Genomic DNA, 21920 nt, shown 5'->3' with positions numbered 1-21920 from the left:
CCGAAACTCATTCCGATAGGTCTCCTAGCTGTACCCTTTTTTGTCCAGCTGCGTCGTATACGCGCAAAGATCTGTTGGTCATGGTCATCCGTCCTTGCCCTGGAACAGATCCGTTGATTTCAAAAACACCGGTCTTGCTCAGTCGCCATCCAGTCGAACCCGCAACGTAGTCATCAGACTGAATGTAAGCCCCGATTTTTGCATTGGTGATCGTGCCATCCTGGATAAACGCGGCTTTAATGAACGTCTGACCGCCCGTTACAGCAAACGGAATTGTGCCGCCCTGCCCAATGGCGAACATGTCCGCGTCGATAATGAACTTGGACTGTAAGCCGCCAGGGCCGTTTTCTAGGCCGAGCCCCACACCGGCATATTTGTATTCACCTGTAGCCGAGGTGTACTGCAGGCGCACCGACCATGTAGCAGAAACCTTGCCGTCGACATCCTGAATAGCTTGGGCGTTCTGTGCGATCGACAGGTTGGCCCCATTGAGATTGGTTTCTACGGTCGTAATCTGCTGGCCAAGCACCCCATCTGCCGCTACCCGAGCGGCCGTTTCCGTTTGTATAGCGGTAGAGTTGCCTCCAACTTGCGCGCCAAGAGTAGTGATTTGCTGAGCCAGGGCAGTGTCGGCAGAGACTCGCGCCGTGGTCTCGGTTGATATCGCGGCAGTGTTGGCGTTTACCGAGGCTTCAACCAAGTCAGTGCGCTTGCTTTGAGCGTAATCACCCTCGGCAATCGCAGACCATACGGACCACACGCCCGCGCTGACAGTGTTGTCACCTGCATTGGTCGCCGTGTCGCCTGCATAGGTTGGATTGACCTGAGCGTAAACCCCATCAACCTTTTCAGATGTTGCAACCAGCTTGCCATCCACCTCGGCGATATCCAGGGTGTTCTGGTGAACCTCGCCCGCAAGCGCATTGGCCTCTTCAAGAGTTGAACCGATGTCCTTCCACGGGGCTGTCGGAGGAGCGATCCCCACAGCTACAGGCCCTTCTGCCTGATAAATCCGCTGTCCTTGGCGGACCATATCGCCTTTAACGTAGGGCTTCTCAGGGTCGTATGCCAGAGCGTCGGCGAAGTCTTGAACAGCCTGATCGATCCTCGCGTTGACGGATCCGGGGCCACTACCGTCGATCAAGTCGATTCGGTCGTTGAGCTCTTTGCTGATCGCGCTCTCGTCAACTTTCCCTTTGATCTGCTCAAGAATCGGCCCAGCATCAGAACTGGCCTGGCCCATCACGCCATTACCGATCGGATAGAACGGCCCCACGTTGCCGGTACGATCCACCAGGCGCGCCCAGAAGAACAGGGTTGCACCAGCCAGCAGCGATTGCATGCGGTAGTCAGCCTGCGGATATGCCAGGTCGGCCAGCTTGGTCGATGCGCCCAGGTCGTTCGCAGGGCCATACCAGACCTCGGTACGCTGGGTGTCTTCTGCACCTGGTGGGAAACCCCACTTGATGCTGATCCCGAACAGCTCGCTGGTTGTGGTCAGGAACGCCACTGCCGGCGGCAGGCCAACCTTGCCTTCCAGGTTGGTCAGGTTTGAACTTTTCCAGATCGACGAGATTTCGAAGGCGCTCACCGAGCGCACGCGGGCGATGTACGCGCCCGAATAAATTCCGGTGATATCGACGCTGGTCGAACCGGTGCGCTGCACTTTGATCCAGTTGCCGCTGTCCTTGCGCCACTCCACGTCATAGGCGACCGCGCCAGCAACGGCGGGCCAGGAGATGTTCATTGTGCTGATGGCCAGGCCCTGGTCGATCGCGACGTTTGACGTGATGTCGACGCTCGCTGGCGCCGGTACCACTGTTATCGGCACAACACTGATTGGGCGTTCTTCAAGTCGTGCGCCAGTGTCGATACTTGGAAACTTGCTCGGCTCGTACTGCAGCGCACTGATGTCGTAGTCTCCCTCTGGGGTACGGGCAGTCCTCATAACCCTATACAGAGGAATAGCCAGATCATCGGCGTCGATTGCCCACTGAAGCTGCGCGGCCGGCGCCTCGCTGTAGGCGACAGTCACAGTTACCTTGCGGCCGTTCACGCTTTCCACTGTGCGCCCTTCCGCCCGCCCGCCGGGAAGGTTAATCACCAGTCGGTCACCGGCCTTGGCCAGGGTATCGCGGTCCAAGGTGACGACCTTCCCCCCCGCGGCTGCAATGCGCCCGCCTATCTCCCGGCCCGCCAACAGCGAGTCGGCCACGGGGATAATGAACCCAGGCAGCGGGATACGGCCTTCCATGCCGGTCCTGAAGCTGATGGTGCGGTCCTGGTTGTTGCTCAGCACCAGCCACTTAGCGCGGCGCTGGGCCTCAGATGCTCGAGTGCAGCCGATGGCACTGATCTCCGTCGGCTTGTCGCCCAGGCGGCGCTGCAGCGGTAAATCGGAATAGACCGTGACATCGGTGTCGTAGTTGTTCAGCGGGTTGTCGTAGCTGACAAGGCAACGCGTAAAGCGAGTCTTCGCCGATGCGCTGCCATAGGAGATCTTGCCTTCGATGACATTCGACCGGGTGAAGACGTAGTCCATGTCCTGTGCCCGAGGCATGTCAGCCTGCATCACCAGTTGGCCCTGAGCCCAGTACGTCATGCCGCGATAGATGCCGGCGATGTCCCGCAGCAATGACCATGCATCGGCCTTTCCCTGCAGGTTCATGTCACACAGGAAGCGCGGCTCAACGCCGCCGGCACCATCGGACACCAACTGATCGCAATATTGTGAGATGCGGTATAGCTCCCACTTGTCCACCATCCACGGCTTGATTCGGCGACCCAGTCCGAAGCGATCCTGGGTGCAGATGCCGTAGGTGACCCAAGCCGGGTTATTGGTCCAGGCCTCTTTCATGGTGCCGTCCCAGGCGCCAGAGTACGTGCGGGCCACGGGGTCGTAGTTGCTCGGCACCTGCCAGCGGCGGGCTTTGCACTTCACGGTCACGGCCGGGATATTGGTGAATTGCTCAGCGTCGAATTCAACGAACAGCAATGCAGTGTTCGGATAGCGCAGCTTTGCGTCGATAACCTGGGTGTAGCCGGCGATGAATAGGCTGTCCGCGACTTTGTCGGTGTTCTGAGAGTTTGGCGTGAGGCGGCGAACGCGGATCAGCCAGCCGCTGGCAGCCGGTGGCAGATCAATGCGCAGGGACCGCTCGTAGCGGGTGGTGGTCTTGCCGTCCATGGCACCCAGCAGAACCTGCTGATATGCACCGCCATCGGTGGCCACGTCGACCGCATACTCGATACGGTAACCGTTGATGTTATTTTCGGCGTCCTGGCTAGCCAGTCGCGGCGTGGCCAGGCGGATACGTGCTGCCGAAAGCTGAAGATTTGTCAGCGACTGAACCCACGGCGCCCCGCTACGCAGTTCGATATTCAGTGAGGTTTCGTTGTCTACAGACGGGATACCTGGAATGTAGGTCTGATCAACCGAGCCTGGGCGCCAGTCCCACTTCACGTTAGTGAAGTTGAAGTTGCCGCTGGCATCCTGGATCGGGGTATTGTCGAGGAAGATGTCGCGCGCGGTTGGTGTTCCGTCGAATTCGCCCTCGCCCACGGCGATCAGGATCTTGGCCACGTTGGTCGAGCGTAGGCTGTCGGGCGCCTCTACTGGTGCCTTTGGCTTGCTCTCGCCACCTTTAGCACCGTGAATATCCAGCTTTTGTGCTGCGCCCATACTTTCCTCCAGGCAATAAAAAACCGCCTCTTGGGCGGCTTGCTCGACGTGTCGAGGTTATGTCTTGTCTTCGGCGTAGATCGATGCCGAGATAATCGCCCCGCCCCACCGTCGCTCGCCGATGCAGATAGGGACGGGGTTGCCGCTGGCCGTGGTGTTCTTGGCGCTGCCGAATGCGTAGCTGGGCATGTTTTCCGGTGAGGCGCTCTGCTTGAGGCCTGATGCTTGCGGGCTCAGCATCTGAATAACACCACCAGCGGTCAATGCAATGCCAGGAGCCAGCGTGGCGCCGTTGGTGAAGGGGCTCAACACGATCAGAATGACGCCAAGGACCGTCTGCAAGAGTCCAGCGCGCTTGCTACCTTCAACTACCGGGACAATCCTTATTTCTTTCGCACCACCGCGGCCGAACTCATCCAGCCCAACGTTTTTCCGGTTGCGGAAAATGGCGAATCGCAACCCGAGCCGGTCAAGGTGCTTGATCTCATCTTCGAAGCCTTCAATTGTTACGTTAAGTGCGCGGAACACCTCCCAGGTATCACCAGATCCCACCTGGCGGCGGTGGATTCTGCCGAATTTTTGGGCCAGCGAGCCCGACAGCTTGATTACGGTCATCGGCGAATAAACGATGGCGCTCATCGGGCCTCCTTGTGTCGAAGAATTAAGCGGGTGCGCTGCAGCCATGGGCCGCCGTAGACGATCACCTCAGAGGGGCGCCCATATAAGTGATGCAGAACGAACGGGCCGGGGCCAAACACGCCCGAGTCTTCGCCGGGTAGCGATGCGTCAGCGCCGAGGTAAATTCCCGCATGATTCGGGTGTGCGGTGCGGCCAACTTCCATCACGATCATGTCGCCGCGCTGTGGGCTGTCGACTTGCTCAAAGCCAGCGGCGGCGTAGTTCGCTTCATACAGGCTGGGGCTGTCTGCACTCTCCCACCAGCCATCGGTGCGATTGAAGGCTTCGAACTCAAGGCCCCACTCACGCTGGTACCACTGGGCGCATACTGACCAACAGTCCCACACTCCATGTACAAACGGGCGCTTCAGCAGCGGCGTGTTGCCGCTCGGGGTGACAGTGCGCAGGTCGCCCTCGGGCCAACTTAAGATATGCCAGGGCAAGGCCGTGGCCTCGCACATGGCCAGGTCGCGCGATGACGGGCGGCTGGTGGCGTCCGGATGCGAGTGCACAATGCCGATCACCAGGCCCTGGTCTTCCGCCGCGGCGTAGTCCTCTGGCTCAAGCCGGAACTCTTCGTTTGGCTCTGTGGCAATGTTCCGGCACGGGAAGTACTTCTGCGCACGGCCAACCGCCAGCACCAGCCCGCAGCATTCTTTCGGGTACTCGGCGGCCGCATGCGCCTGGATGGCCGCAATTATGTGTTTGCGCATTCGTCAGCTCCGGGCGATAAGTGAGACAGCAGGGAATCCACCGAAGGACGCGGGATTGCCTACGCCAAAGCGCGGGTCGCACCCTTTGCCGAGCGTGCCATCGCACTCGTCGAGTTCGGGGTCATCCGTGACAACACCGTCTTTGGTGACGTAGGGGCCGGTGTAGCCACAGTTGGGGCCTCTGTAACCCCCCGTTAGGCACCAGTGACATAGCGTTGTCATCTGCCGGCCAATCGTCTCGCCGCCGACATCGCCCGGGCTGGCCAAGTCCCAACTGACCGTCTCGCCGTCCTCGTTGGTTTTCTGGTCGACATACCAGACCTCGATCGATTCCTGGGTGGGGTCCGCCGTGGGGTTGCCGCCTTCGAAGTTCACGGCGTCGAGAAACTCGGCCAGCGTATTGCGAATGGTCAGCTTGAACTCGAGCAGATCCTCGAAGGCCAGGCATAGAGCGGTGATCCGCCCATTGACGTTGCCAACCGATAGCTTTGGCCGTACTGCAGTGCCGTCGCCGTTCGCCTCGCTGCCCTCGTACTGCATTGGCCAGGCGCCATACTCTTCGCCCTTCCACCAGATCGACTTGGCCGGCAGCTGGTCAGCGTTGCTGCCGGCGGCCAGCAGTTCGGCAGCCGTATGCGGTATCGCATGGCCGTGGAAGCGCAGTACATCGGCGCCGTAATCGCTGCCATCCAGTTCAAACAGCAGGATTTCGTTCCCAGGCTCAAGGGTCTGGATAGCATTGATCAGCGACATGGATTGACCTTTACGGGTGGAAGGCGCGCTCAAATGTCGCCGTCACTTTGAATACGCCCCCACCCATAGGGGTCGGGGTTGGGTTCTTGCATGTGAATAAGCCCAACTCCCCCAGCGGTGTAGTCCAGAGAAAGGCCTTTGCGCCCTTGTGGCGGTCAAAGAAGGCCATCATGGCCTTTGCTGCCGAGGTGGTGCCGGTGTGGGTTATCGGGTATGCATCTTCTTTATTGTTTGGACCATCGCCGACAACTTGCTTATAGCCCCCGCCAAAGCGTGATTCCCTGGTCCTATATTCAAATGTCGGCGCCTCCCCGTGCTGGGTGTCCCAGGTGAAAGTTTCAATCGCCATGGTTACCTCCCATTGATCAGGCGCCAGATTGAGCCACCAGGCTGCAACCCCTTGGCAATTGCAGTTTCAGCCTCGGTTTTAGCCGCCTGCTGTATGCCCTTGCCCAGCTGAGTGGTGTCTTCCTGCGTTGCGTTTCCGCCGTCGCCTGCCGTTTGCACGGATACCGAGACGGGGAAGTTGTAGGTGTTGCCACCGCCTCCACCGCCACCGCCACCTCCGAGCGCGCGCACACCCAGCTCGCCACCGGCCGTCCTGGTCAGCGGCATGATTGCCTCCGGCCCGGCTTCAGCGAAGATGCCCGCTCCCTTGGCGAACGCGAACATCTGGGGTTTGTCGTGCACCTGGTTGCTGAAGCTGGACAAGCTCGGCGAGTCGTACACGCCGCCCTTGGCGTTTGCCGTGATAGCACCACCAATGTCAGACCCGAAGCTGGTGGAGCCAGCAGCCGCTCCGCCACCGAAGTACGCGCCCAGCGCACTACCGGCCAGGCTCGACAGCAATCCGGACGCCGCCTGCCGAGTAGCGATCCGCGCCATATCGGCGATGATCGACTTGGTAAAGTCAGCAAACGAGAACTTACCGTTTGTGGCGAAGCTGGCCACCGCGTCTTCCATGGAACTGAAGGCGTTGGTGAACAGGCTGCGGGTTTGTCCTGCTACGTCGCGAGCCGAGTCCAGATAGTTGCTGAAGGCCGAAGTGGCCCCATTGCGCCAGTCACTTTGAGCCACGGACATCTGCTCATAGTTGCTGAGCGTGGTCTGAGTCAGGTCCCGCTCGCTGCGGTTGATCGCCTCAAGCTTTGACTGGTATTCCTCGGCGCTCATGTTGCGAGACGCGTCGGCCTTATCACGTGCCAGATCCAGGCGCTGCTGGTTGGCACGGTCTGAAATACCGTTCAGGTCGCCGTTGATGGCGTTCTGACGGTCTCCCTGGCCCACGCCTTGTGCCGCCCTGCTCCCTGCCCGCTGTAATGCAGCGTTCTGCTGGTCCAGCGCATCGGTGTATGACTTGATGGCCAGTTCCTGCTTCTTGAGCCGTCCCTGCTCATTGGTCGCGATCACCGCCAGCTCGCTGTCCGACTCCTGCTGAGCCTTGACCATATTGGCCCGGGCATCGGAAATCTTCTGGTCAAGCTGGATGCGCTGGGCTGCCGAAGTGCCGGCCTTTCCTTTCGCAGCCTCAAGCGCCGATATCTCGGCCTCATACGAGGTCTTGACCTCTGACGCCTGCTGCTGGAGCAGTGCCACGCGCTGGGCCGTGTAGCTCTCCTGAGAGATGATCCCGGCTTTCTGCGCTGCCTCCAGTTCCTTATCGGCGCTCTTGTAGTAGCTGAGCACCGCGTTGAGCTGGTTCTTCGAGTCGTTGAACGAGGTGAGGTCGACCGGGCTACTCGAACCCTTCGGATCCTTGAACTTTTCGTTTACGTCCTTGATTTGCTGGGCAACATACTTCGGGTCTGCCCTCTTATCATCGGGGTTTGCCGCACGGATCTTCGCCGTGTCCTCGTTGATCTTTTTGATTTCCAGCGCGCGTTTTTCTGCGTTGGACATGGTCGCAAGATGACGAGCATCGGCCCGTTCTGTCGCCGCGATACCGTCGTCTTGAATCTTCTGCCGGTCACCGACGTACTTGTTCTGCCTCTTTTCTATCTCGATGTAGATTTCTTTTAGGCGTATGGATTCCTGAAGCTGCTCTCGCTCTTTGGTAACCGCCGCACTGCTCGAAACAATGCTGTTGCCGCCGGATTTCTTTTCCAGGTCCGCTAACTTGGCGCGCTCATCCGCGAGCTGATCAGCAAGGCCTTTTTCTCGACCAATCGACAGCGGCACATCAAGCGCAGCCTTGGCGGCGTCACGAATAGAGTTCCAGCCACGCTCAATCAAGCCAAGGTTTTGGGTTATCTGTCCCGCCCTGGTTGCAATCGTGCCGGCATAGGTATCAGTCAGCAGGTTTGCCGCGCCTACCGTGTCACCCTGTTCCTTGAGCGCTACGATCTGGGCGTACACAGACGCTGTCAGAAAGTGGTATTGGTCGTTCAGCTCTTTGGCTGCGGCGACCGGGTCCTTCGCGATTTTGGCAAACTCTGCGATGGTTTCATCAATAGATCGGCCCGTTGCGCGCTCCATTTGCAGAGCGGCTTCCGTGATTTGCTCGAAACTGCCGCTGGCAATCTTCCCATTACCCGCCAGTTTTGCGAGCACCTCGGCAGCGGCCCCGGTCGTGCCGATTGTAGAGCTGACCTGCTGGGCCATTACTGCCAGTTGCGAGGAACTCGTCCCGGCAGCGTTTCCAGTGAAAATAAGCGCTTTGTTGTACGAGTCAGCCTCTTCGCTCCCCTTGTAATAGGCTAGCCCTAGAGCGGCCACAGCCGCGGCCGCAAGCGTGAAAGGGTTTATCAGGCCCAGAACGTAACCGCCCAACGCCTTCGCCGCCGGCGCAATCCCGCCGAACATATCTTTTAGCTGGCCGCCCTGCTGTAGCAGAACCGTCAAAGGCGCCTGCCCACCCTGGAGAGAGACTGCAATGTCAGTGAACTGCGCAGGCACGCCGCGCAGCGCTGCCGCCGTCTGCTTCGCTGTGTTTCCGGTACGAGTAAGGCTGTCGTCGAATCTGCCTAGGTTCGCCCGCGACTGGTCGATCTTGCCCTGGTACTCGCTGAATGTTGAGGCGTCCAGCGCTCCAAGTTTTTTTTGTTTGGACAGCTTACTTTCCAGCTCGTCTAAGCGACCGAGAGCCTTAACAGTTGGGTCAATCTCCCCAAGAAGATCGGAAAGCTCGTCCCGCTGCTTTTTAATCGATGCGGAAGCCTTGTCCGTGCCTTTCGACACACGCTCAGCTGCTTTTTCTGCTCTGCCGCCAGCGGCAACAAGCTTGTCGAGGTCAGAACTCGCCTGTGCAGCATCCGTCGAATCGACCCTTATGCCGAGTTCTGCAATCGACGTCATACTTTTCTCCAGGCAATAAAAAACCCGCCGAAGCGGGTCATTTGTGATTTTCTGATCAGGTAGCGGGAATTTCGCTACCGCAGTGTTTGCACTTAACTGCCGCTACCAGCACCTCTTCGGCGCAATAAGGGCAGGCTTTGGTTTCGCGCAAATCCTTCGGTGGAAAAACAGGAGCGTACGCCGGCTCGGCTTTCGCCAAAACCTGCGGTTCTGGCCGTTTAAAGGCCCACACAATGGCCGCCACCCAGCCTAAGAGCGTCCACCCAAGAAATAGGTTAAGCAACGCAATTGAAGTTAGGTTCGGGTGTTTACGCAGCCACGCCTCGAAAGTTGGAAGCATGTACAGAGCAGGGATGAAAACCACACCACTGTAAACGACCAAGTGTCCGAAGGAGTTAAGTGGTCCACGCTCCATACCCATTGAGTAGCTGTAGAAGGCGAGAAACGCCAAAACGATGAGCCTTAAAAAGAACATTTGAATTCCCTTCCTGTAGATAGCGGCAATCTACCACCATCCTCGGGCCGCACCAAAGCAGACTGTACGAATCCCCAGTAACGCCCGACCATCGGCCGGTAGTAGCCTCCTGCCACACGCAAGGATTCCCCAGTCCTACGCCTGCAAGCCCAAGGACTGGGACAGCGCCAATATCGGCGCGTTTATGACCTGGAGGTCAATGTGGCTTTAAAGATAAGCAATATCTCGATCAATTGGAGCTCTACCCCGCCATCCGCTCAAGTAATAATGGTGGATGACCATAACTGCAACGTAAGCGTGCCGATCCTTCTCGAAGGTAAAAATGTCGAGAAATTTTCCCTTCAAGAACTTTCGGATTTGGCTCGTACAGCCGCCAAACACTTAGTGAGCCAAGCGTAATTCCAGCGCCGTTACTCGTTGAAGCAATGATTGGTTAGCGGCGGATGTTTGGCCCGACTCTTGATTGAGTCGGGTCTTAAGTTCCTGAATTTCCCGCTTCAGATGTTCCAGTTCTTTAGTAACCACTTCGTTTTCGCTCATGCTGCTCTCCTGCGGCCATGCCGCTTCATGTTGGTTGTCTACGTCCTGCTCTCGCTCATCACCAGCAGCGCCTCAGCTTCCATCATGCGAAGGTCGGGGAAAGCCTGTGCCAGCTCGGCACGCTTGAGTCCGATCATGCTGGCCACCGGCTTGATCGCGTTGTAGTCCAGGCCCACGGCGCCACCCATACCCACACGCCACTGCGTGGACATCGCCTCGAACAGCAGAAAGGCTGGCCAGTTATCTGGCCAGACCTCGTACTCTTCATCGGGGATGTCGGCCTTGGTCATGCCGAACGCCGCCAGGTCAGACTCTGACGGGCCCTGCTCGTACAGGATGCGGGCGACGCCGGTCAGTTTCCCAGGCGGGCCGGCTGATAGGCGGCCTGATAGGCGGCCAGCACTGCCTGGGGCGCACCCACGCAGGTGGTGACCAGCGCAGTCATGGCCTCGTCGGATAGCTTCTCATCGAAGCCCCAGCCGCTGACGATGTCCTTGAGCTGTTCGACCTGCAGCGCGATTTCCGAAGCCGTGGCGTCCTGCCAGGACATGCCCTCGTCTTGCACCTTGGTGGCGTGCGCATCGCGCGCAGTGTTCCAGCGGTCGAACAGCGCCGAGAGCGCAATTCGATCCAGGTACTTGAACTCGAAGTCCACGGCCACAGCATCACCACCCACGCGGGGGATCTGCACCTTGGCCTTGAACGTTGGGTTTGGGGCGATCTTGATCTTGGTCATGGGTTACACCACCACTGCCGAGTAACGGGTCGGACGGCCAGCCAGCGACAGAGTGATGACGCGGGTCATCAGGTTGTTGCGAGACAGGGCCGGGGTCGACGTGATGGTCACATACGCGTTGTAGAGGATGCTGTCGCCGTTCGGCAGGTTCAGGCGCAGTACACGGGTGACCTTGTCTTCGTCGGCAGTTTCAACCACTGGCACGTATGGCAGTGCCGGATCGTCTGCGACAGTGAACGACATGCTGATCGGGTTCTTGGTGGTCGGGATCTGGCGGTCGTCATCGTCAGCCAGGAAGCCGAAGGTCAGGAACTGCTGGTCGCCGCCGGTGGTTGCCACGTCGGTGATCTGCGAGATCTCAACGAAACCGGTTACTTCGCGTACCGAACCCAGGCCAGAGCCGGCCGGGTATGGCTGGAGATTGGTGGTGTTGATGTTCTCCAGGGCGAAGGTGCCGGTCAGGCTGTTTGCCACGCGCGCGGCGCGGTCATTGAGGCGAGTCCAGCCCGAGGTCACAGCGATGATGTCGCCATCAGTCAGGCCGTGGGCCGCGGCGGTCGCTACCGCAGGATTGGCGTTGCTCAGCGCGGTTACCGGGATCGCCGGGCCATAGGTCGAAGCGATTTGCAGGGTCGCGCCGTTGGGGAGTCGAAAGCCCATGTGTATTTTCCTCTTTGCAGAAATGACAAAACCCGCTCAGTGGCGGGTTCTGGGTTTGCCCAGCGGGCGAATTAGTTGGTGTCTGCTCGATACTGGAACGAGGCCGGCACGGTGTAGGTGCTGCCGTCAGCGATGCCTGGGCCAGGCCCGACCGGAGTCAGCACAATGGCGACCAGTCCGGCGCGCGGGATGCGAAGGTTTACGGGGAACAGAGCGGCGAGCTCGTCAACAATGCCGCTGGCCTCTGTCCGGTACTTACCGGATGGTGCAACGATGTTGACCTGGAATACGCCGACGTACAGGTGGTGGTCGCCGCCCAGTGTGTTGCTGGCGCTTACCGCAGGAAGCGTAAAGGCCCGCAGGTACGTCTCGCCAGAGGCCGGCGTGTATGTCTCGTTCTCGACCACCACCTTCAGTGGCTTGGCTCGAGCCTTGGCCCAGGCCAGCAGGCGCGACTCGAAAGCCGCGGCGATGATGTTATGGCTCATACCTGGTTATTCCTGATGGCTTCTTCGACGATCTGCTGGAAGCGTGCGAGCGTGATTTGCACCATGCCGGCCGGCGCCTGGTCGGAATGCCCGTATTCGAGCGGCACGCCGTACACCAGGTTGTTGACGATGTATGCGACCTGTCCGGCCTCAAGCTTGCTGACCTCGGCCACCAGAGTCGCAATGGTTTCGTGCCCTGCCTTGTCGAAGGTGTCGATGCTCTGGTTCGAAGGCGCACCCACAGTGAACTGCCAGTTGCCTTTGAATCGCCCAGTGTCCACCGGTGACAGCCGGATAACCGAAGTGCCGATCTCGATCACCACATCGCGGAACACATCGTCGATGGCTTCCTTGGTCTGCTCGGCGAATGCCGCCAGGCTCTCGGCAAAACTCCCTTGCTGTCCGCCGTAGCGGCTGGTCATGTGATTTGCCATTACTTGCGCACCTGCAGCTCAAACCCAACCGCCAGGCCGGCGTAGTTCCATGGGCCGACGGCGATGACGGTGTAGGTGGTGCCATCGAATTGGATACGGTCATTGCTCAACGGGGTCGGCATATCCGCGCCGCTGAGCTGCACCGGCGACACCAGCAACTTGACGTCGCCGCGAACGATCAGCGTGTCATCGATGTACTTGTTGTCGTATTCCTCACGAAAGCCGGAACCGTTCAATACCAGTTCGCTGGGCGCCTGAGGTGCATCCGGGTCGTACTCGCCCAATGTCTCGCGGCGCAGGACCAGTTCCAGGCCCTTCCCGCCCTTGCTGCGCGGCGCAAGCATCCGCGTGGCCAGGGCCTTTGCGCGATCATAGATATCTGGCATCACTTGCGCCTTATTTTGTAGATGGCCGAGCATCTGCAGTTGGCCCGCTCACTCCACCCGGCCCCCAGGCTGGTATCGCCCGGATATCGAAGCAGCGCACCGGTGGGGCTCTGGAATGGCTGATCCTTCTGCACCTCTTGGCCACCCATCACGGAGTGCGTGTGGCGGACCTTCTTATCGCCTCGGTCGCGCCAGGTCTTCGTGACCGAATCGCGATCCAGGCCCTGCGCAATGAGCTGCTCGTAAACCTGGTCACGACCGGCACCGAACGACTCCAGCGCCTCAGCCTTGGACAGCATCTCGGCATATGTCTTCATCAGGCGATCAGCGTAGCGACCAGCGATCTTGTCCACGTCAGCCTGAGCAACGGGTGTACCTGCCTTGATGGCGCGGTTCACGATCCCGTCGAAACGGCGGTCCCGGCGCTTGCGCTGCAAGTACTTGCGCATCTCGTCGGGATTGCCGCCCAGTAGCTGCGCACGGGCGTTCAGGACGTACTGGGCATAATTACCGGGCAGACCGATAACACCACCGGAGCGAGATCCGGTCTGAGCGCTCACACGACCCAGCAGGTCAAGCGCTGCCTGGCGAGGCGTGCGAATCATCGGCGTAGCGCTGACTTCCACCTGCACTACAGCAGGCTGCGCACTGGGCCAGCCGACAATGCGGCGGCGACTACCCATCACTTCGCGAATAGCGGCGCGCACGTCGATGGATGCATTGGCGCGAATCTCTTCTGCCTTGGCCGACACCCACTTCTCAGCATCGGGCTGCCTGGCATCGAACTCGAAGCGTCCAAGGTCGCGCGGGATCGCGATCGCCTTGACCTCGAACTTGGCGCCGGCGATGAACACCGACCGCGCCAGCTCAAGGAACGTGGACAGTGCGCCCAGGCTGAGCAGCGCGACCAGGCCTTCTTCATCCTCATCAGCAATCAGGCGCTCGACCTCTGCAACCGTTGCTGCGCTGACCACCGTCTTGACCTGCTCCAGATAGGCCCGCTGCATCGCAGGCTCCATTCCTTCGATGGCCTGGATGATCTGCGCCGGGGTCATACCGTAAACACCGCAGGCAGCGTGTAGCGAGCCACCAGAACAGGGGCAATCATCTCGTCGATGATGCTGATCACCGGGCGCACAGAGCTGGCAGCGTCTGCACCCACCGATACGGCGAATTCAGTTTCCAGCGGCCCGACCTTCTCTCGCTTGACCATTGAGGCGGACACGAAGTCAGGGCTGAGGCTGCCAGGCTCCACAAGCTCTCGCAGCGCGGCTTCGTACGTGGCCTGCTCAACCTCCACGGGCACCTGGTCAGTGGGAATCGGGTTGCCCTCATAGTCATAGGCGCCTGTGCGCGGCCATTCCCTGGCTTGCCCTCTGCCCTCGGTCTTCACGCCGGGGAACAATGACTGCCACACACCAGAAGCCAACAGCTTCCGGTAGCGACCGTCGATGTAGACCGATGCCCGGATCAGTGCGGCTTGCTTCGCCACTTCATCGCCGGCCCAGGCGGTATTCGCGCGCGCAGCGTGATAGGCGTCGGCGGCTGCGACGGTTCCGTAAAAGTCAGGCATCGGATTGTCTCGAATAGGTGGAGCGGCGAACCGCTCCGGGGTTTTACTTCTTGTCGTTGTCAGCTTTCTTGGACTCGCCGACGGCAAGGAAGTCCAGGCGCTTGGCACCCTTCAACCCTGCCTCGGTGAATTCCACATCGACGGAATCGCCTGGCGCGATGTATTGAACGCCAGACTTCGTATGCACGCCCTGCAGCGCCTTCGAGTTGTTGGTCACTTTCATGTCGACCTCCTATCAGGATACTGGCGGGGTGATTTCGTCGAGGTACGCCACGGCGCCCGGCAGACGAATCTCGGTACCGCCGGTACGGGCGATGATCCCAGTTTCGAAGCCCATGATGGACTTCTGGCGCGGTGCCAGGACGCGGCGCGGCATCGGCAGGTGGAAGCGAACCACTTCTGGGTCCTTGCGATACGCAACCAGGCGGCCGCCGCCGTCAGCGGAAGCGTTGCGGGCCTCGCGCAGGGGCGCGATATCCAGCGGCAGACCGGTCTCGGCGGTGTAGATGTTGTTGCGGCGCATGTATTCCAGCACCGTCATGAAGCCATCGCCAGCGCCCATGCGCTTGGTTGCCACGGCTCGGAATGCGTCAGGCGGCATGCGCACGGTATCTGCCCACTCGACTTCGCCAGTGTTGGTGCGGATGCTGCCCAGCAAGCCATTCACGTCAGCCATGATCAGGTCGACGTCTTTGGCGGACCAGTAGGTCGAACCAGCGGTGCCGGATGCAGCAGCGTCAACACGCGATACGTTGCCGTCGTTCAACAGGCCAGTCCAGCGCTTCTCAACACTGCCAGTGAAGGCAATGCTGTTCAGCAGGCGCTCAACCTTGTCGGCGGCCGAATCAGCCTTGGTGCCGCTCAGGTTAATGCCATACAGCTGGGCCTGGTTCACTTCTTCCAGGTTCCATTCCCAGCCGGAGCCGATCATGGCAAAGTCGTGCGATGCTTGGTCGTGGGTGGCCGAGTTGAACGGCATATCAGTGCCCGAACCCGACAGAAACTTGGCCTCACCAGCGGTATCGACGGTGAAGAACGTGGTGCCGATGGCCCATGGAGCGCCTTCGGTGACTACTGGAATGCTCGCGGCGTAGTTAAACGTCGGGTAGCGGCGGGTGTAGATGCGCGTTTCGATGTTCCGGCCCTGGGCCAGAACGAACGGGAACGCCGACTGAGCGTCTTCGAAAACTTGAGGCATGTTAAGCGCTCCGATGTTTGAGGGAGATTTCGACGATGTCACCGTTCGCACCAGTGGTGTCGAAGAAGGCGCCAGGGATCAGCACTGCACCGGTTGCGGCGGTCGTCACGTAGCGATTGGTGGCCGCGACGTAGTACACGTCATCGCCCGGCACTACAGCGGCGCCTGCGGTGACGTACATCTGGCCATCGGTCATGAATGCGCCGGTGAAGTCCTGAGGGTAACCGTCAATCAGCGTGGATCCGGTCGCTACCGGCGGTACGGCTGCGCTCAGCACAGCCAGACCGAGGAATAGGGTGCCAGTGGCGGCGATCTTGTGATCGTTGCCAGCGCCAGCCACACGGAAGCCAGGAGCGCCGAAGACAATGCCCTCAGCGTTAGAGACCGTGCGGCTGATCTTGTTGCACTTCTCTTCGTTGGCGACCAGGCCGGGCACGCCCTTAGCTGGAGCGTTGGTGTACGTGGTTTGGTAAGTAGCCATGGTGTGCTCCTTATGCCTTCGGCAGGTGGGCGGTTTGCATGTCCGAAATCATCTTCAGCCGTGCTTTTTCCGAATCATCACCACCGGCAGCGCTGTCCTGGTGGATCATGTGCTGGCGGAATGGGTCATTGGCCGGGTTCTTGGCAGCGTCTTCCACCAGGATCTCGAAGCGGGCATCGATGTAGGCGTCAGCCTTGCCCGTTACGGCCGCATCACCCAGCTTGGCGATGACCACGGCCTTGCGGATCTCGGCGTCGGTCTTGCCGGTGTAGTCGGCGTCGGCGATGGCCTTGGCTTTGCTGAGCAGGTCGGCGCGGGCAGTTACGCGCTTGTCGATATCGGAGTCACTGATCACGGCCGCCTTCAGCTTGGTGATCTCGTCGTCTTTCTTGGCCAGTTCGCCATCCTTCAGCGCGATTGCAGTAGCGTGCGCATCGGTCAGGGTCTTGGTGGCGGTGGCAGCATCAGCAAGCTTGGTGTTCAGCTTCTCGATGGCCTGGGCGCCTTGCTCGGTGACATCAATGGAGATGCCATCGACAAGGAGTTTTCGCAGTGCATCAGCCATGTCATGGCCTCCTTTGGGGGTGTCTGGTTTGTGGTCACCGATGCGCAGATCGATGCCGCCCCGAGCGCGATGCTCAAGGCTGAGGTGGTTCATTTTCATAGGGCCGAGGTAGCAGTCGTACTGCTCACCGTCGCCGGTTACGCCATCCTGAAACACAACTTCGGCGCCGTAGCCCATGGAGAGCTCGCGCTTGCCTGACTCGTAGTCAGCGATGGCCTTGGCGTCCATCAGCACCAGGGGCACCTTGACGAACTGCCCGTCGCGGACGACTTCTCCACCGGTTTGGCCGATAGCGACGTCTTTCCAGTTCTTGGAATTGACGCCGTCGCCGCCCGGGTGGCCATTGGTCATTGGTCGGTATGCGTACGAGTGCATCGCATCAGCGTGGAAAACCGCGCTTTCGGGCCGGTACACGCGAACGATTGGCTTATCCCGCAGGCCGTGTTCGTTGTCCGGGTCGATCTCGGTACCCAGGTAGTCCTGAATGCCGGTGCGCGCCACCCTTGCCTCGGCTACCAGGTAACCGTCCTCGGTGCGCCGTACGCCTGTGACTGGCACGGAATCGGTAAAGATCATGGGTCGATTTCCTCGATGTCAGGTTTGGCGTCGGATGGCGGGCCAGGCAGATCATCACCGCCCTCTTCGTCCGGAAGCTCTGCGCCGAACTGGTCGATGGCCGCTTCCAGCCCAGGCATCACGCTCAGTTCCACCAGCAGGTTCACCGAGGCAGCCGACAGCGCGTCTTCAGGGAACAGGGCCGAATCCTTCAGCGCCTTGATGGTGTCGGCGGTGGTCTTGCCGATGTCCGATCGTTCTTTGGCCGTGGCCTGCCACAGTGGAGCCCATGAGTAGTGGATCTCCTTGGGGCGGCTGCCCAGCGCTGAGCGGATCAGGCATTCATCCAGCACGCTCATGGCTGGCTTGATCTCCAGCTTCTGGCGCGACGCGACGTTGTCGTAGTAGTTGCGGGTGTTCTCTTCGCCGTTGGCGCCCAGGCCCGTGGAGGACTGGCCGAACATTCGGGTGCCCGGGATATCGAACGCGCCGGACACGCCCTGCTCTGTCTTGGCGATCACCTCAGGCAGATTGCCGAAGCTGGCCGACTTGGAGCTATGGGTCTCGGCGCCGTCGAGGATCAGTGTGCCGTTGATACCCTTGGCGGTAGCAGCCAGACGCAAGCGCTCCAGCAGCAAGCGCTCGTAATTCTTGTCCTGCATGCTCGCCATCAGGTTTGGGATATTGATGACGTCGATCTTGGCCTCGTAGACCAGGCTCACAACGTTGGCCACCGTCTCGTCGTAGTGACGCACGGCGGGCATCGCAGCCAGGAGCACTGAGTCACCCCAACCGAAGCCGCAACCGACCGCGAGCTCAGGGTCAGGGTGTGGCGTGCCGATGAAGATCACCAAGCGCGACGGGTGGATCTCAACCAAGCTGCCCGGTAACCGGTAAGCCTTGGGCTTGCCAAAGCGCGGGCTCTGCGGGTCTTGTTCAATCTCGGTCGCGCTGAGTTGTCGGCGAGTCATGACAGTGAGGTACTTCACGCCTCCCTGCTTGATTCGCTCAGGGTTCAGCTCGGATGCCGTATCACGCTCGCCGGTGCCGATGAACACGGCAGCACCACCGAACAGGCGGGCCTTCAATAGGGCCTCAAGAATCTTGCCCTTGACATTCAGCCGATCCTCTTCGGCCTCGATCAGCTCAATCTGGTCCTTTTCAGCCTGCCAGTTGCGCCAGTTACGGCACGCGTCCACCGCAGGGATGGTGACGCCCTTCTGCGCCGTCCACGATCCACGGAAGGCGTTCAGCAGCTGCTGGTCGTCCATCTCCGGCACGGCATAGTGCGAGTGGGAGGCCTTGTCGCGCGCAGTACCCAGTCCTGCGACCAGGTTCTGCAGGCTGTCTTTCAGGTAGCTGAATGCGCTCATGAGTTGCTCACGTTTGCGAGTGTGTAGCTGCCCGCAATCGGGAAGCGCTGGACAATGAAGTAGCCGAGTGCGTCGACCGGGTCTTCAGTGCCGTCCTTGTTGGGTTGGCCGTGCTCGTCATAGGCCTGCTGCTCCAGCACCTGGGTGGTGACCGGGCAGTTATCGGTGTTCACCAGGTAGCGGCGCTTATGGTCGATATTCAGGAACATGGCATTCACTGCCAGCACCCGATCGCGCACCATGGGGTTGGATGGGTTAACCATCACCATGAAGCCGGCGGCGCGGAGCAGGCTGTGGTCCGACTCGCTGCCGTTGACGCTCTTGCGGTTCTTGCCGCTGGCGTCCGGATAGACCGTGATGCTGTGCCCGGGGAAGCGGCGCTTCAGCTCGACGATCATTGCCGGCGTGTCGAATAGGCTGGTTGCCTCTTCCAGCAGCATGGGCAGTCCGTCACGGATGACATGGATCGTCGCGGCCATCCGGTTGATGTTGAAGTCCATGCCGATGTGCAACTGCTCGCCTGGGCGAATTGTTGCGTCGGTGTGGTTCTGCTTGCGGCAGAAGCTTGGATACACGCTGCCCGACGTCAGGTTGACGAACAAGCCATCAATGTAAGCGTCCACCAGGTTCGCCGGGTAGGACTCGCGCAGCGACTTGATGTAATCCTTCGGCAGGTTCTTTGCGTTCTGCCGCGTCGAGGCGTGCACGATGCCGTACAGCGGGCGCTGGCTGGGATTCGATGCAAGCTCCTTGACGAACTTGCGATACACCCAGTTGAAGCCCTCCGGCGTCGTGGTGACGTCAATGGTGTTCATGTCGCGGCCAGGCCAAACCGTGGACATCCGCGCAATGATCTTCTTCCATGCGCTGTCGGCCTTCTTGATCGGCATGCAGTCGATCTCATCGACCAGCGCATGCGCGATGTTGAAGCCAACGATGCGGTGCGGGTGTTCCATGCTCTTGCAGACGATCGTGGACAGACACCGCCCGCGGTTGTCACGCAGGTACACGCGCTTCTTGCTCGGCACGATATCGGCGAACAGGCCAAACGCCTCAGCAACCACCGGCATGGTGTCGTAGAAGATGTCGGCGATCTGCGGGTAAGTCGGCGCGAAGTAGCCCTGGGGTATGCCAGGGTTCTCCAGCGCATTGATACAAAGCCGCACGCACCCCACGAAAGTCTTACCGCTACGGTAGCCGCCGACGAACGCTGAAAACTTCTTGGGGTGGCTGATGAACTCGAACTGGGGCCTATTCAGCTTCAGGGTCGCTTGCATCTTCTACCCCGATGATTACTTGCTTGGGCTCGGGCAGGCCCTTGTTCGGGTCTTCCAGTTCGCGTCGCAGCTTCTCATTGGTGAGTCGCCGCGTCTCCAGGTCTTCCTTCGTCCGCTCAAGGCTCTCGACACGGGCAGTGAGGCGGTCGATCAGGCTGGAATAGTCGCGAACCTTGCTCGTAGTCGTGATCGAGGTGAGCGAGGTCTCCTTGCCGCCGACCAGGATCGGCTCTTCCTTCTCCGACTCCACCTCCAGCGTGTTGCCGAATTCGCTCTCCCTGGCTAGGGCACGCATCAAGCGCACTCGCGTCAGTCGTAATTCATCATCCACGCGCCCCAGCTCTATGCCGGCAAGCATGTCGTTCTCTTCGTCAGTCAGGAATCGGCTGTAGATCGAGCCGGGCTTCGCAGCGTTCTTGTTGCCCCTCTGTTCCTTAGGGCCTGAACTCTTGCCGCCGTGTAGCTTGCAGCGAGAGGAACCCGGTATCGCGTGACGCTTGCATGGTTCCCCGTTGCCGCGCTTGGATGCGCCGCATAGGGCCATAGTCAGCCTCATTCATGGGGTTGGTTTTCGCAGAACGATTCATTCAATGCATTCGAACGTCATTCAATGATCATTCGATGCCTATAACCTTGATCTCACCCCACACTGGGTGGAAATCGACATGCTCACCATCCGTGGACTTAAGCGGGGCATCCAGAACAACGGCGATACCTGCCTTGGTGTCGCAGTAGGTCACGCCGTCAACGCGCTGCCCGTCGATGATCACCTCGCGCCGGCCTCGACCATCATCCCAGTAGTGGACGTGTTCGCCTGATTGGTCGCTCATGCAAGACGCTCCAGGGTGATTGGGTCAACCTCGATGTAGCCCATGCCGAAGTCGAACAAAGTGGTCTTCTGCCCGCACTTGCCGCAAGTACATACATCGTGGAACGGTGCCGGGCCATCCAGCTCGACGTGACGCCATCCGCCGCAGTTTGCCTGCCACGTATCGCACTTAGGGCACCGCTGATCGCAGTAGTAGCGATTCAGCCAGGCTTTGCGCTCTTGGCGCTCAGCCCAATGCTTGATCCAGGTCCAGATACTCATATCTTTCCCCAATTGCGCGCCACGATTTGGCGCATTCGAAAACGTGGCGCGGATTAATCGACCTTGCGACCTGGCAACTTGAAGTCAGTCACCCGGTCAGCAATGGACCTGATCTTCTCCACACCTAAGAAGCCAACCCAGCCACCTACAAAGGTAGCCATGCTCTGTGGGAGCGAGAAGAACTCAAGCCCGCTAATGATTGTCAGGGCCAAGCCACCACAGATAGCGCCTTCAACGATCATCTGGCGCCGTGTACCGCCACCGTATGTGATTCGCAGGACAGCCATCGCACAGGACAACGCAGCCGCATAGAGGATTGGCGAATGCTGGCTCAACCACGCAAGCGCTATCGCCCAGGTGTCTGGTTTGTCTGGCATGTTGGACATCTCGGTTCCTCCCCGTCAGGGAGTTAGGAATACGACAGGCCATGACCTGCGGAATTGAATCGGCTCACACGGCACTCCCAGCTCGGAGCAATGGGTGTGGTGTAGCCGAAAACTGGAAAGGCCCGCGGAGTGCGGACCATTTGTAAGCGTTAGCGAAGCTGCGAAATTTGTGCTTCGAGCGCGGATATCCTGGCACTCATAACGGAATCGGCTGTTATGCGTGCAGAACACTCATGCGTGATGCGCGCGTTCTTGGCCGTGGCATCATCGATGAAGCCCTGGCGGATGTAGGTCACGCCGTCCACTACGATGAATGGCTTGAGCTCTTGAGCATCATGCAGATCCGGAAGATTGCCCAGAACGACCTGGGGTGCACCGTTTGCACTGATTACCAGCTTTCCGTCTTTGATGACCGTATTCGATCTCTCTCTCGGCAAGCCGTTGATCTCGAAGGTACCGGTGGCCTGGTCAAGCTTCCAACCGGAAACGCCCGGCACGTAGTTGCTGGATTGAATAGAGCAGGACATTTGCTGCGCCTCTTAACGAGAAAAGCCCCAGCGATTGCTGAGGCCCTGAATAGGTG

27 protein-coding genes and 1 pseudogene are annotated in these 21920 nt (G+C 59.7%); all 28 read right to left on the bottom strand.

The annotated features are described in order from the left end of the window. Positions 1–7: 7 nt before the first annotated feature. A complete protein-coding gene (locus HBR94_RS14505) occupies positions 8–3682 on the bottom strand; it encodes a phage tail protein (protein WP_170045047.1) in 3675 nt (1224 codons plus the stop codon). A gap of 57 nt (positions 3683–3739) precedes the next feature. Further along, positions 3740–4321, bottom strand: coding sequence for a tail assembly protein (locus HBR94_RS14500; protein ID WP_170045046.1), 582 nt, complete (start codon positions 4319–4321; stop codon positions 3740–3742). Further along, entirely contained in the window at positions 4318–5073 is a 756-nt protein-coding gene (locus HBR94_RS14495) for a C40 family peptidase (RefSeq protein ID WP_170045045.1), read from the bottom strand. The genes HBR94_RS14500 and HBR94_RS14495 overlap by 4 nt, the downstream gene beginning before the upstream one ends. Positions 5074–5076: 3 nt before the next feature. Beyond that, complete coding sequence (locus HBR94_RS14490; protein WP_170045044.1) at positions 5077–5826, bottom strand: phage minor tail protein L; 750 nt, start codon at positions 5824–5826, stop codon at positions 5077–5079. 10 nt (positions 5827–5836) lie between these two features. Continuing rightward, entirely contained in the window at positions 5837–6175 is a 339-nt protein-coding gene (locus tag HBR94_RS14485) for a phage tail protein (RefSeq protein ID WP_170045043.1), read from the bottom strand. Between the two features lie 2 nt (positions 6176–6177). Beyond that, positions 6178–9120 carry a phage tail tape measure protein gene (locus HBR94_RS14480; RefSeq protein WP_170045042.1) on the bottom strand — a complete coding sequence of 981 codons (2943 nt, stop codon included), beginning with the start codon at positions 9118–9120 and terminating at the stop codon, positions 6178–6180. Positions 9121–9175: 55 nt separating this feature from the next. Beyond that, a complete protein-coding gene (locus tag HBR94_RS14475) occupies positions 9176–9595 on the bottom strand; it encodes a superinfection immunity protein (RefSeq protein WP_262381558.1) in 420 nt (139 codons plus the stop codon). Positions 9596–9976: 381 nt separating this feature from the next. Continuing rightward, complete coding sequence (locus HBR94_RS14470) at positions 9977–10135, bottom strand: hypothetical protein (RefSeq protein ID WP_170045041.1); 159 nt, start codon at positions 10133–10135, stop codon at positions 9977–9979. 38 nt (positions 10136–10173) lie between these two features. Continuing rightward, entirely contained in the window at positions 10174–10425 is a 252-nt protein-coding gene (locus HBR94_RS14465) for a DUF1799 domain-containing protein (RefSeq protein WP_170045040.1), read from the bottom strand. 62 nt (positions 10426–10487) lie between these two features. After that, positions 10488–10871 (bottom strand): phage tail assembly chaperone, encoded by a 384-nt coding sequence (locus HBR94_RS14460; protein ID WP_170045039.1) that lies wholly within the window; start codon positions 10869–10871, stop codon positions 10488–10490. 3 nt (positions 10872–10874) lie between these two features. Beyond that, on the bottom strand, positions 10875–11531 hold the full coding sequence (locus HBR94_RS14455; protein ID WP_170045038.1) for a phage tail protein: 657 nt from the start codon (positions 11529–11531) through the stop codon (positions 10875–10877). Positions 11532–11602: 71 nt separating this feature from the next. Beyond that, entirely contained in the window at positions 11603–12019 is a 417-nt protein-coding gene (locus HBR94_RS14450; protein ID WP_170045037.1) for a phage tail terminator-like protein, read from the bottom strand. After that, positions 12016–12441: an HK97 gp10 family phage protein gene (locus HBR94_RS14445; protein WP_169956939.1), complete on the bottom strand. Its 426-nt coding sequence runs from the start codon at positions 12439–12441 to the stop codon at positions 12016–12018. The genes HBR94_RS14450 and HBR94_RS14445 overlap by 4 nt, the downstream gene beginning before the upstream one ends. 11 nt (positions 12442–12452) lie before the next feature. Beyond that, on the bottom strand, positions 12453–12839 hold the full coding sequence (locus HBR94_RS14440; RefSeq protein WP_170045036.1) for a hypothetical protein: 387 nt from the start codon (positions 12837–12839) through the stop codon (positions 12453–12455). Next, positions 12839–13894, bottom strand: coding sequence for a hypothetical protein (locus HBR94_RS14435; protein WP_170045035.1), 1056 nt, complete (start codon positions 13892–13894; stop codon positions 12839–12841). Before HBR94_RS14435 ends, HBR94_RS14440 begins: the two co-directional genes overlap by 1 nt. Continuing rightward, positions 13891–14412: a DnaT-like ssDNA-binding protein gene (locus HBR94_RS14430; protein WP_170045034.1), complete on the bottom strand. Its 522-nt coding sequence runs from the start codon at positions 14410–14412 to the stop codon at positions 13891–13893. Before HBR94_RS14430 ends, HBR94_RS14435 begins: the two co-directional genes overlap by 4 nt. A 43-nt stretch (positions 14413–14455) precedes the next feature. After that, positions 14456–14635 (bottom strand): hypothetical protein, encoded by a 180-nt coding sequence (locus HBR94_RS14425; RefSeq protein WP_169956921.1) that lies wholly within the window; start codon positions 14633–14635, stop codon positions 14456–14458. A gap of 12 nt (positions 14636–14647) precedes the next feature. After that, a complete protein-coding gene (locus tag HBR94_RS14420) occupies positions 14648–15610 on the bottom strand; it encodes a DUF2184 domain-containing protein (RefSeq protein ID WP_170045033.1) in 963 nt (320 codons plus the stop codon). 1 nt (position 15611) lies between these two features. Further along, complete coding sequence (locus HBR94_RS14415; protein ID WP_170045032.1) at positions 15612–16091, bottom strand: hypothetical protein; 480 nt, start codon at positions 16089–16091, stop codon at positions 15612–15614. Between the two features lie 10 nt (positions 16092–16101). Further along, positions 16102–17232: a DUF2213 domain-containing protein gene (locus tag HBR94_RS14410; protein ID WP_170045031.1), complete on the bottom strand. Its 1131-nt coding sequence runs from the start codon at positions 17230–17232 to the stop codon at positions 16102–16104. Further along, a complete protein-coding gene (locus HBR94_RS14405; protein WP_170045030.1) occupies positions 17229–18584 on the bottom strand; it encodes a phage portal protein in 1356 nt (451 codons plus the stop codon). The genes HBR94_RS14410 and HBR94_RS14405 overlap by 4 nt, the downstream gene beginning before the upstream one ends. Further along, positions 18581–19861, bottom strand: a complete 1281-nt coding sequence (locus HBR94_RS14400) for a terminase family protein (protein ID WP_170045029.1) — start codon at positions 19859–19861, stop codon at positions 18581–18583. The genes HBR94_RS14405 and HBR94_RS14400 overlap by 4 nt, the downstream gene beginning before the upstream one ends. Then, positions 19836–20219, bottom strand: a complete 384-nt coding sequence (locus HBR94_RS14395; protein ID WP_233092167.1) for a hypothetical protein — start codon at positions 20217–20219, stop codon at positions 19836–19838. The genes HBR94_RS14400 and HBR94_RS14395 overlap by 26 nt, the downstream gene beginning before the upstream one ends. 72 nt (positions 20220–20291) lie before the next feature. Further along, positions 20292–20405 (bottom strand): annotated as a pseudogene (locus HBR94_RS28905) (HGGxSTG domain-containing protein); the annotation flags it as partial. A gap of 70 nt (positions 20406–20475) precedes the next feature. Further along, positions 20476–20691 carry a hypothetical protein gene (locus HBR94_RS14390; protein ID WP_170045027.1) on the bottom strand — a complete coding sequence of 72 codons (216 nt, stop codon included), beginning with the start codon at positions 20689–20691 and terminating at the stop codon, positions 20476–20478. Then, positions 20688–20951: a hypothetical protein gene (locus HBR94_RS14385; protein WP_170045026.1), complete on the bottom strand. Its 264-nt coding sequence runs from the start codon at positions 20949–20951 to the stop codon at positions 20688–20690. Before HBR94_RS14385 ends, HBR94_RS14390 begins: the two co-directional genes overlap by 4 nt. Before the next feature lie 53 nt (positions 20952–21004). Further along, positions 21005–21337 (bottom strand): phage holin, lambda family, encoded by a 333-nt coding sequence (locus HBR94_RS14380; RefSeq protein ID WP_054898887.1) that lies wholly within the window; start codon positions 21335–21337, stop codon positions 21005–21007. 149 nt (positions 21338–21486) lie between these two features. Continuing rightward, positions 21487–21864, bottom strand: coding sequence for a hypothetical protein (locus HBR94_RS14375; protein ID WP_170045025.1), 378 nt, complete (start codon positions 21862–21864; stop codon positions 21487–21489). Positions 21865–21920: the final 56 nt, after the last annotated feature.

Origin of the sequence: Pseudomonas sp. WS 5412 (assembly GCF_012985615.1) — a bacterium.
GTDB classification, from domain to species: domain Bacteria; phylum Pseudomonadota; class Gammaproteobacteria; order Pseudomonadales; family Pseudomonadaceae; genus Aquipseudomonas; species Aquipseudomonas shahriarae.
Note: the sequence above shows the minus strand (reverse complement) of the source record. Positions and strands in the feature narration are given on the sequence as shown.

Excerpts from the sequence above, each read along its gene's own strand:
- HBR94_RS14470 (WP_170045041.1), bottom strand. The coding sequence starts at position 10,135 with ATGAGCGAAAACGAAGTGGTTACTAAAGAACTGGAACATCTGAAGCGG.
- HBR94_RS14460 (WP_170045039.1), bottom strand. The coding sequence starts at position 10,871 with ATGACCAAGATCAAGATCGCCCCAAACCCAACGTTCAAGGCCAAGGTG.
- HBR94_RS14430 (WP_170045034.1), bottom strand. The coding sequence starts at position 14,412 with ATGCCTGACTTTTACGGAACCGTCGCAGCCGCCGACGCCTATCACGCT.
- HBR94_RS14395 (WP_233092167.1), bottom strand. The coding sequence starts at position 20,219 with ATGCTTGCCGGCATAGAGCTGGGGCGCGTGGATGATGAATTACGACTG.
- HBR94_RS14495 (WP_170045045.1), bottom strand. The coding sequence starts at position 5,073 with ATGCGCAAACACATAATTGCGGCCATCCAGGCGCATGCGGCCGCCGAG.
- HBR94_RS14465 (WP_170045040.1), bottom strand. The coding sequence starts at position 10,425 with ATGACCAAGGCCGACATCCCCGATGAAGAGTACGAGGTCTGGCCAGAT.
- HBR94_RS14390 (WP_170045027.1), bottom strand. The coding sequence starts at position 20,691 with ATGAGCGACCAATCAGGCGAACACGTCCACTACTGGGATGATGGTCGA.
- HBR94_RS14405 (WP_170045030.1), bottom strand. The coding sequence starts at position 18,584 with ATGAGCGCATTCAGCTACCTGAAAGACAGCCTGCAGAACCTGGTCGCA.
- HBR94_RS14415 (WP_170045032.1), bottom strand. The coding sequence starts at position 16,091 with ATGGCTACTTACCAAACCACGTACACCAACGCTCCAGCTAAGGGCGTG.
- HBR94_RS14480 (WP_170045042.1), bottom strand. The coding sequence starts at position 9,120 with ATGACGTCGATTGCAGAACTCGGCATAAGGGTCGATTCGACGGATGCT.
- HBR94_RS14375 (WP_170045025.1), bottom strand. The coding sequence starts at position 21,864 with ATGTCCTGCTCTATTCAATCCAGCAACTACGTGCCGGGCGTTTCCGGT.
- HBR94_RS14410 (WP_170045031.1), bottom strand. The coding sequence starts at position 17,232 with ATGATCTTTACCGATTCCGTGCCAGTCACAGGCGTACGGCGCACCGAG.
- HBR94_RS14475 (WP_262381558.1), bottom strand. The coding sequence starts at position 9,595 with ATGTTCTTTTTAAGGCTCATCGTTTTGGCGTTTCTCGCCTTCTACAGC.
- HBR94_RS14435 (WP_170045035.1), bottom strand. The coding sequence starts at position 13,894 with ATGACCCCGGCGCAGATCATCCAGGCCATCGAAGGAATGGAGCCTGCG.
- HBR94_RS14485 (WP_170045043.1), bottom strand. The coding sequence starts at position 6,175 with ATGGCGATTGAAACTTTCACCTGGGACACCCAGCACGGGGAGGCGCCG.
- HBR94_RS14420 (WP_170045033.1), bottom strand. The coding sequence starts at position 15,610 with ATGCCTCAAGTTTTCGAAGACGCTCAGTCGGCGTTCCCGTTCGTTCTG.
- HBR94_RS14490 (WP_170045044.1), bottom strand. The coding sequence starts at position 5,826 with ATGTCGCTGATCAATGCTATCCAGACCCTTGAGCCTGGGAACGAAATC.
- HBR94_RS14400 (WP_170045029.1), bottom strand. The coding sequence starts at position 19,861 with ATGCAAGCGACCCTGAAGCTGAATAGGCCCCAGTTCGAGTTCATCAGC.
- HBR94_RS14450 (WP_170045037.1), bottom strand. The coding sequence starts at position 12,019 with ATGAGCCATAACATCATCGCCGCGGCTTTCGAGTCGCGCCTGCTGGCC.
- HBR94_RS14385 (WP_170045026.1), bottom strand. The coding sequence starts at position 20,951 with ATGAGTATCTGGACCTGGATCAAGCATTGGGCTGAGCGCCAAGAGCGC.
- HBR94_RS14380 (WP_054898887.1), bottom strand. The coding sequence starts at position 21,337 with ATGTCCAACATGCCAGACAAACCAGACACCTGGGCGATAGCGCTTGCG.
- HBR94_RS14425 (WP_169956921.1), bottom strand. The coding sequence starts at position 14,635 with ATGAAAGTGACCAACAACTCGAAGGCGCTGCAGGGCGTGCATACGAAG.
- HBR94_RS14500 (WP_170045046.1), bottom strand. The coding sequence starts at position 4,321 with ATGAGCGCCATCGTTTATTCGCCGATGACCGTAATCAAGCTGTCGGGC.
- HBR94_RS14445 (WP_169956939.1), bottom strand. The coding sequence starts at position 12,441 with ATGACCAGCCGCTACGGCGGACAGCAAGGGAGTTTTGCCGAGAGCCTG.
- HBR94_RS14440 (WP_170045036.1), bottom strand. The coding sequence starts at position 12,839 with ATGCCAGATATCTATGATCGCGCAAAGGCCCTGGCCACGCGGATGCTT.
- HBR94_RS14505 (WP_170045047.1), bottom strand. The coding sequence starts at position 3,682 with ATGGGCGCAGCACAAAAGCTGGATATTCACGGTGCTAAAGGTGGCGAG.
- HBR94_RS14455 (WP_170045038.1), bottom strand. The coding sequence starts at position 11,531 with ATGGGCTTTCGACTCCCCAACGGCGCGACCCTGCAAATCGCTTCGACC.